Source organism: Burkholderia sp. TSV86 (assembly GCF_001522865.1).
GTDB lineage: Bacteria > Pseudomonadota > Gammaproteobacteria > Burkholderiales > Burkholderiaceae > Burkholderia.
The window spans coordinates 1-7,503 of record NZ_LOWB01000125.1; the positions used below are offsets into that span (position 1 = coordinate 1).

At 59.4% G+C, this 7,503-nt stretch carries 2 protein-coding genes and 3 pseudogenes; 2 read left to right on the plus strand and 3 right to left on the minus strand.

Features of this window, described 5'->3' with window-relative positions; all coding sequences use genetic code 11:
• Window positions 1-425: 425 nt before the first annotated feature.
• Together WS68_RS23865 and WS68_RS23870 are read right to left on the minus strand one after the other, a co-directional pair.
• Window positions 426-1,328: pseudogene (locus WS68_RS23865) on the minus strand (DUF4158 domain-containing protein); the annotation flags it as partial.
• A gap of 350 nt (window positions 1,329-1,678) precedes the next feature.
• A pseudogene (locus WS68_RS23870) lies at window positions 1,679-2,025 on the minus strand (transposase); the annotation flags it as partial.
• 661 nt (window positions 2,026-2,686) lie between these two features.
• Between WS68_RS23870 and WS68_RS23875 the strand changes: the two are divergent.
• Window positions 2,687-5,227, plus strand: coding sequence for a PDZ domain-containing protein (locus WS68_RS23875; RefSeq protein WP_059573200.1), 2,541 nt, complete (start codon window positions 2,687-2,689; stop codon window positions 5,225-5,227).
• Between the two features lie 19 nt (window positions 5,228-5,246).
• Here the strand turns inward: WS68_RS23875 and WS68_RS26970 are convergent.
• Window positions 5,247-6,056, minus strand: a pseudogene (locus tag WS68_RS26970) (IS5 family transposase).
• A 385-nt stretch (window positions 6,057-6,441) separates the two neighbouring features.
• On the opposite strand from WS68_RS26970, the gene WS68_RS23890 reads away from it, so the two are divergent.
• Window positions 6,442-7,332, plus strand: coding sequence for an amidohydrolase family protein (locus WS68_RS23890; protein WP_059573203.1), 891 nt, complete (start codon window positions 6,442-6,444; stop codon window positions 7,330-7,332).
• Window positions 7,333-7,503 lie beyond the last annotated feature (171 nt).

Consider the following 7,503-nt stretch of genomic DNA (forward strand, 5'->3'; position numbering starts at 1 on the left):
TTTATTCGTTGGCCTTCTGAGGAATCCTGATCATTCCGAGACCGCTTATCGACAGGCTTCCTTATTGCGACAGAACCCGCGTGCTTGACTGGATCGACGCGCAAGCCCTGGAAACGCTGTACCTTTATGCCATCCCCGTGGCCGAGTTGCACGCACGTATCGGCGCTGATGCCGGCCGAGATCAAGGCAGGCGATGTTCGGCAACTCGCTGGAGCCCGTGCGGGCCGCGACGCTTCGCGACCGGATGCTGGCCGCCGGCCTGCCGATCTGAACTGCGTCAGTTGCAGATAATGTGAGCAGGCGGCGATGGAATGCAAGCACGGTTGCAGATAATCCAAGCACGCGCGTTCCGTGAGTTGCAGTTAATCCGAGCAGCAAACCGCATTGATTGCAAGCACGGCCCGTTTCAAATGCAAGTCGCTACAGATAATTCGATCATGCAGATCGACGATTTCGTCGGTAACCGTTGCGCTCGCCTCCAAGACGATCGCCACCAGCGTGGCATGGCGGCGCCGCACTTCGAATTTCGCCAGGTCGTGTGGCGTCATCTGCGCGCCTTCTCGGGCAATCTTGAGCAGGCGATTGCGGTGAACGAGCCTGTCCAGTCCGGCTGGCAGGTTGACACCTTGTAGCACTTTCAGGCGCTCGATGTGCTGAAGCATTTGTCTCGAACTTGCCTTGCCCGGTGGCTGCCGTAACCACGCGAGCCAGGTCAAGCGGCCATCAGCCCGGCGCTGCAACAGCAGATCGAGTCGTTGCCGCTGCTCGTCGGAAAGCGGTTCCGTCAGGATGCCGTATATCCGGCGGGTCGCACGCGTAATTGCTTCAGCGCAGATGCGCTCAATAACGTCAGCTCCGGGTAGCAGGATCGCCTGCCGACGTAAATGGTCAATCAGCGCCTGCGCGAGTACGATGCCCTTGTCGGTCTGCATTGCCAGATCGACGAGTGACTGCACTGCTGCGCGATAGTTGGCGACAGTAAGAGGCCGGAGCTGCAGGGCAGATTGCAATTCGATCGCGTGTTCGCGACGGGTCTGGTCCCGCTGCCCGTAGGCCGTCCACTGGTCAGGGCTGATGTGCAGTTGCTGGCAGATGAACTGCAGCAGCTCGGACGGGGGCGTTGCGCCAGACGGCAAGGTGATGCCCGGATAGCGCATGTAGCAAAGCTGCACTGCAAATCCCAAGCGATTGGCGGCGCCCCGGTGCTGCTTGATCAGCGATAAATCCGCTTCGCTGAACGTGTAGTGACGAATCAGATCGTCCCGGTTATCCGGAAATGCAAGCAGGCTGTCTCGCTCGGCAGCCGAGAGAATGGTCCGACGTGGCATGACGGGATCGGCGCGGGCGGAGATGGCGCAGCTGTAGGGCTCCGATTCCAGCGCTCATGGATTCAGGAAGACCGCAGTGTAATGCGTTCCAGGGAAATAATAGCTATTATCACGACAGTACGATTACCCATTCAAACTCGGGTTCCGCGGAACGCATGACCGCCCCTGCCGGCGGTGCGAGTGCGTCCCTGGGGAGTTGACACCGGTCTTCGCAACTCTGGGACCGGTGACGACTTTATTGCGCGACACTCAAGCCCATGAATTTGCGGCAGTTTTCCGTTTCCCAGTCGATGCCGTCCGGCGAAGTGACATTTTTACTTCGCAAACGGTGACAACTTTGCTTTGGTCTACGGCACTGGATAGTCCTGTCGCATTTGCTCGATCATGCCGTACTTCACCGAGACTCCTTCGCGAAGTACGTCGCGAACTTTTTTAGCAGATCGCGCTCCATTTTTACCTCGGCCAGTTCGCGCTTGACCTGCGCCAGCTCGGCCTCAACTTCCGTCAGTGGTTTCTGGTGCCGACCGACATCTTTCAGCTTACCGGCCTTCGCCGCGCGCACCCAGTTTGCCAGCGTCTTGACTGGGATCGACAAGCGCCGGGAAGCTTCCGATACCCCAACACCTTCAGCCATCACCAGCTTGACCGCTTCGTCGCGATGCTCCTTCGTATAGACCGCTCTTGGAATTCGATTCATGCATGCCTCCGTTTCTCGATTTTACGAAACGTTGGCTTCCATTTTTTCCGGCCGGCCTCACTATACCGGTGTTTTACCTAGGTAGACGTACGCCTTAGATAATCAAATAATAGGCCCATTGGTTGGACCATTAAATTTGTGTGTGGGGTGACCGCCCCCTATACGGCAGCATTCGCTGTTGAAATTGGCGAACTGGAATGGCAACGACACGCATTTGCTGGCCGTGCGGACGGTATTTAACCCACGGCCTATTCCCAGCTTCGCTATACGATGGGGCAAGCAACAAGAGCGACCAACTGACCGATGTCCTTTCGCGTCAATATTTCGCGTAACTTAACATATTCCTCGATCAATTCACACTGCAGGCGATATACCAGATACCGTACGCAAACAGGATGGTGTCGGCGAACAAGAGTATCACCTCCTCACAGTAAAGTTGGGTCGGCATGACGTAACAGACAACATCAGCAGAAACATTGATCGTGACCGGCTACCACGTGACTACGAATCACGACGATGGGAGCGTTGAGGCCGCTTCCACTCTAGCGGTGCTCGGCTTTGCGTAAACGGGGGCGCGGTCCGGTGCGCACATCGTATTGTCGCGAGCGTACAGAGCCGGGTTTGACGACATTTGCTAGTTTCGCTTCAAGAAAGGATCGAGATGAAATCGACATGCTACATACTTGCACTGGCAACGCTTGGCCTGTTATACGGATGCGGCGGTGACGACAAGAGTCCGACCGTCACCAACGATGTCGGCCAGCCGACTTTCTCGCCTACCTCCACAACGGGCGCCAGCGGCGAAACGTCTACGGGATCGACGCTGGCCAACACCGGCAATCCGGCCGCCATTTACGCGTCGCCGCAGGGTTCCGACAAGGCGACGGGCACCAAGGCCGCCCCGTTGGCGACGTTGTCCGCTGCAATCGCGATGGCGAGTGTGAAAGGCCTTGGCGAAATCATCCTGGAAGACGGTGTGTACTACCAGAGCAAGCCGGTCTACATCACGCCTGCTTCGTCGGGTTTGTACATTCACGCGGACAGCGGCGCGCATCCGGTCATCAGCGGCTCGCGCGTGCTGACCGGGCTGAACTGGCAGCCTTACAAAGGCAATATCGTGATGACGAATGTGGGAGGCGCGACATTCGACCAGCTGTTCGCCAACGACGCGCAGCAAGTGCTGGCACGCTACCCGAACTACCAGGCCGCGGCGCCGGGCGTGGTATTTAACGGCTCGACCAGCCAGTCTGCCATCCAGGCGCGAGCCGCGATGTGGGCGCCGTCGTCGCAGGGTTACGGCTATCTGCATTCGATGCTCAACGCAAAATGGGCCGATCAGCACCAGATCGTGTACGGTGTTGGTAGTAACGGCAAGTTGAGCATGAGCGCGCCGGTTGGCAACAACCGATTGAGCCAAGGGACCGACACATCGACCGAATACGTGGAGGGTGTCCTGGATGAACTCGACGCGCCGGGAGAATGGTATCTGGACACGATCAAAGGTGTTCTGTATTTCTACCCGCCGACGGGAATGGACCTGAGCAAGACGCGTTTCGAAGGCACGACGACCGAGAGCCTGATCCGGCTCGTCGGAACCGAGCAGAACCCGGTTCAGAACGTTCGTATCGACGGTCTCGTGTTCACGAAAGGAAACTACACGTTCATGAAGACCACCGAGCCGCTGCTCAGAAGCGACTGGACGATCTATCGGAACGGTGCGGTTTTCCTCGAAGGTACGAAGGACGTCAGGATCGCCAACAACGTCTTTCACGATCTCGGCAGTAACGCGATATTCGTGAGCGGGTACAACCGCGGCACCACGATCGACACCAACGAGCTCTACAACATCGGTGCGAGTGCGATCGCCTTCGTCGGCAGGCAGGACGCGGTGCGGGCCGTCGCGAATTCCAGTGTGCCGGCGCCGGCCAGCTACGGCGCCGCACCGAACTACGCGAATCTGGACATGACGCCCGGGCCGAAGACGAACAACTATCCGTCCGGCTCGATCGCCACCGACAACCTGATTCACGACATCGGGCTCAAGGAGAAGCAGGTCGCCGGTGTCGAGATTTCAATGGCATCGAAGATTACCGTGGACCACAACAGCATCTACAACACGCCGCGTGCAGGCATCAATATCGGCGACGGGACGTGGGGCGGCCATGTGATCCAGTACAACGACGTGTTCAATACCGTGCTCGAAACCGGTGACCATGGTGCGTTCAACGCGTGGGGACGCGACCGCTACTGGAGTCCGAATCTCAACGACATGAGAGCCGAGATGCAAAGCCATCCGACGATCTGGAACCTGGATGCGGTCGACACGACTGTGATCCAGTTCAACCGCTTCCGCTGCGATCGCGGCTGGGACATCGACTTCGACGACGGCACGTCGAACTACCTCGTGCAAAACAACGTGCTGCTCGGGACGACGCAAGCCCAAGCGAACAATGATTTGTCGGGAGGCCTGAAGTTCCGGGAAGGGTTCAACCGAATAGGCAAGAACAACATCATCCTGAACCGGCCGTTTTATCCGCAGGTGTGGTTTGTCAACAGCGGTGACGTATTTACCAACAACATCACGATGGGCGCGCACAACCCGGCCATCCTGTCGTATTTCGGCAAGCTCGTCGACCAGAATCTGTTCATGACGGCCGCGGATCTCAAGGCATCGCAAAATCTCGACCCCGGCGCGTGGGACATTCACTCGGCCGTGGGCAATCCGAAATTCACGGATCCGGCGAGCGGGAATTACGACGTGCCGTCCGATTCACCGGCGGTTACGCAGATCGGCTTCGTCAGTTTCGATACGACGCACTTCGGTGTAACGAACGCAGCATTGAAGGCGAGGACGGCGACGCCCGCGTTCCCGGTGCTCGACTATTCCGGCACGTCAGCGCAGACGTCCGACCGAACGACGCTCGCGATCGGCATGACGGTCGAATCGATCGCAACAGTGGCTCAACAGTCGTCACTGGGCCTACCGACCGTGTCAGGCGTACAGGTCGATTCAGTGCAGGCCGGCAGCCTTGCCGCTTCGTCGGGGCTTCAGGCCAACGATGCGATCGTCGGTGCCGGGACGACCACGATTGCCACGGTCGCCGATCTGTCGAATGAGATCAACCAAGCGAATGGCGCAAGCCTCGCGCTACGCGTCTACCGGAATCAGGCGCCGATGACTATCATGCTCAAGACGAAGTAACGCACGCTAAGAGGCCAGTTCAAAAACCCTGTTCAGCTCGCCTGAAGATGTTCCAACAGACGAGCGAGCAGCCAAACTTCAGGAATGCTTCGTGAATGTAGGCACGTCGCTCGAAGCGCGTGCGTAGGCGACGGAAATTGTGGAGCCAGAAGTGCGTACGTTCGACCACCCAACGATACTTGCCGAGACCGCTGCCATGTTCGGTCCGGCGCTTCGCGATCATGGGTTTGATACCGCGCTCGCGCAACGCGCGACGGTGTCGGGTGGAATCGTAGCCGCGATCGGCGTAGACGACGCCGGGCTTCTGAAGCGGTCGGCCACGGACACCGCGAATTGGTGGAATCGCATCAACGAGCGGCAGCAGCTGCGTGACGTCGTTGGCGTTCGCGCTAGTCAGAGACGGGAACGCCGTTGGCGTCTACGAGGATGTGGTGCTTGGAACCCGGTCGCGCGCGATCCGTGGGGTTCGGGCCAGTTTTTCGCCCGCCCCAACGGCGCGCACGGACGATGAATCGACCGCAGCGTATGACAGATCGATTTGGCCGGCCGCACGCAACTTGTCGAGCAGCAACTCGTGCAGTTGGTCCCATACACCAGCCTTTTGCCAGTCGCTCAATCGCCGCCAGCAAGTTGCGCCCGAGCCGAAGCCCAGCCGAGTCGGCAAGTGGTTCCAGCGAATTCCCGTTTTGAACACGAACAGGATGCCGTTGAGCGCCGCACGATCGGACACGCGCGGACGACCAGGATCGCTCTTCGCACGAGGCTTCGCAGGCGACAGCAATGGTTCGATCAGTATCCACAGTTCGTCGTCGATGATCGGCGCTTCCATCCTTGGGCTTCCGTTGTTCTGGTGCCCAAGATTAACAGCTCGCCGAGGAAGAAAACAGCCCTTCACGGGGTTTTTGAACTGGCCTCTAAGCGACGCGAACGACGTCAAACGCAAACGCAATTCGAAGGAGGTCAGCACCACCTAATAACCGCAGGAGCGGGTGTATCAAATTACGATTGCGTTTGCGTTCGAAGCTGTATCAACTTGAGATTGCGTTTGACACTGTCCGGCCGACGAACAACCTGACAGTACCCCAGGCACCAATGCCGACCATCGTCCTTATTGCGACAAAACCAGTTCGTCTATACCAATGGGAATGGGGTTGGGACCGAATCGCGATGTCGCGGGGTGTGCCGCCGCCGCGGTAACTGAACACGAGGGCATCATGGCCGCAGTACGTATCGATTCCCATCAGCACTTCTGGCGTTATCGCACGGCCGACTATCCGTGGATTGGCCCCGGGATGGGCGTGCTCGCGCGTGACTACCTGCCCGACGCGTTGTGGCCGCAGATGCATGCGCAGGCGCTTGACGCATCGATCGCGGTACAGGCCCGCGCCGGGCAGGACGAGACGGCATTCCTACTCGATCTGGCGCGCGACGACGCGCGCATCGCGGCGGTGGTCGGCTGGGAGGATCTCGGCGCGCCAGCGCTTGCCGACCGCGTCGCCGAGTGGAATAGCCCGAAGCTGCGGGGTTTTCGTCACCAGGTGCAAGACGAAGCCGACGTGGCCGCATTCGTCGCGGATCCAGGTTTCAACAGCGGCATCGCATGGCTGCAGGCGAACGGCTACGTGTACGACGTGCTCGTATTCGAGCGCCAGCTACCGGACGTGCAGGCGTTCTGCGCACGGCACGACGCACACTGGCTCGTGCTCGATCATGTCGGTAAGCCGGCACTCGTCGATTTCGATCGCGACGCCACGTCGTTCGGTCGCTGGCGTGCCGCGTTGCGCGAGCTGGGCGCGCTGCCACATGTCGCGTGCAAGCTGTCGGGACTCGTGACCGAGGCCGACTGGCAGTGCGGCCTGCGGGCGCAGGATATTCGGACCATCGAACAGTGTCTGGACGCGGCGCTCGATGTGTTCGGCCCACAGCGGTTGATGTTCGGGTCGGACTGGCCCGTGTGCCTGCTGGCGGCGTCGTATGACGAAGTGGCGTTGCTGGTCGAACACTGGGCCGAATCGCGGCTGTCGGCAGCCGAACGCGGCGCGCTGTGGGGCGGGACGGCCGCACGTTGTTACGCGGTGCCGAGCGATATGAAACGCAGCATATAAAATAGGCGCGAACGGTCGGTCTGTATTCTTCAGACAGTCCATAACTAAACCGATTACCTGCGGTGGACTAGACTAAATCTGACAGTGGTTGGTTTTTCATGCTGGCGCGCATTGGCGCGAAGGGCGTAGCCCGTAGCGGCAATGCGCGCCGCGAACAGCAAGGAGTCCACC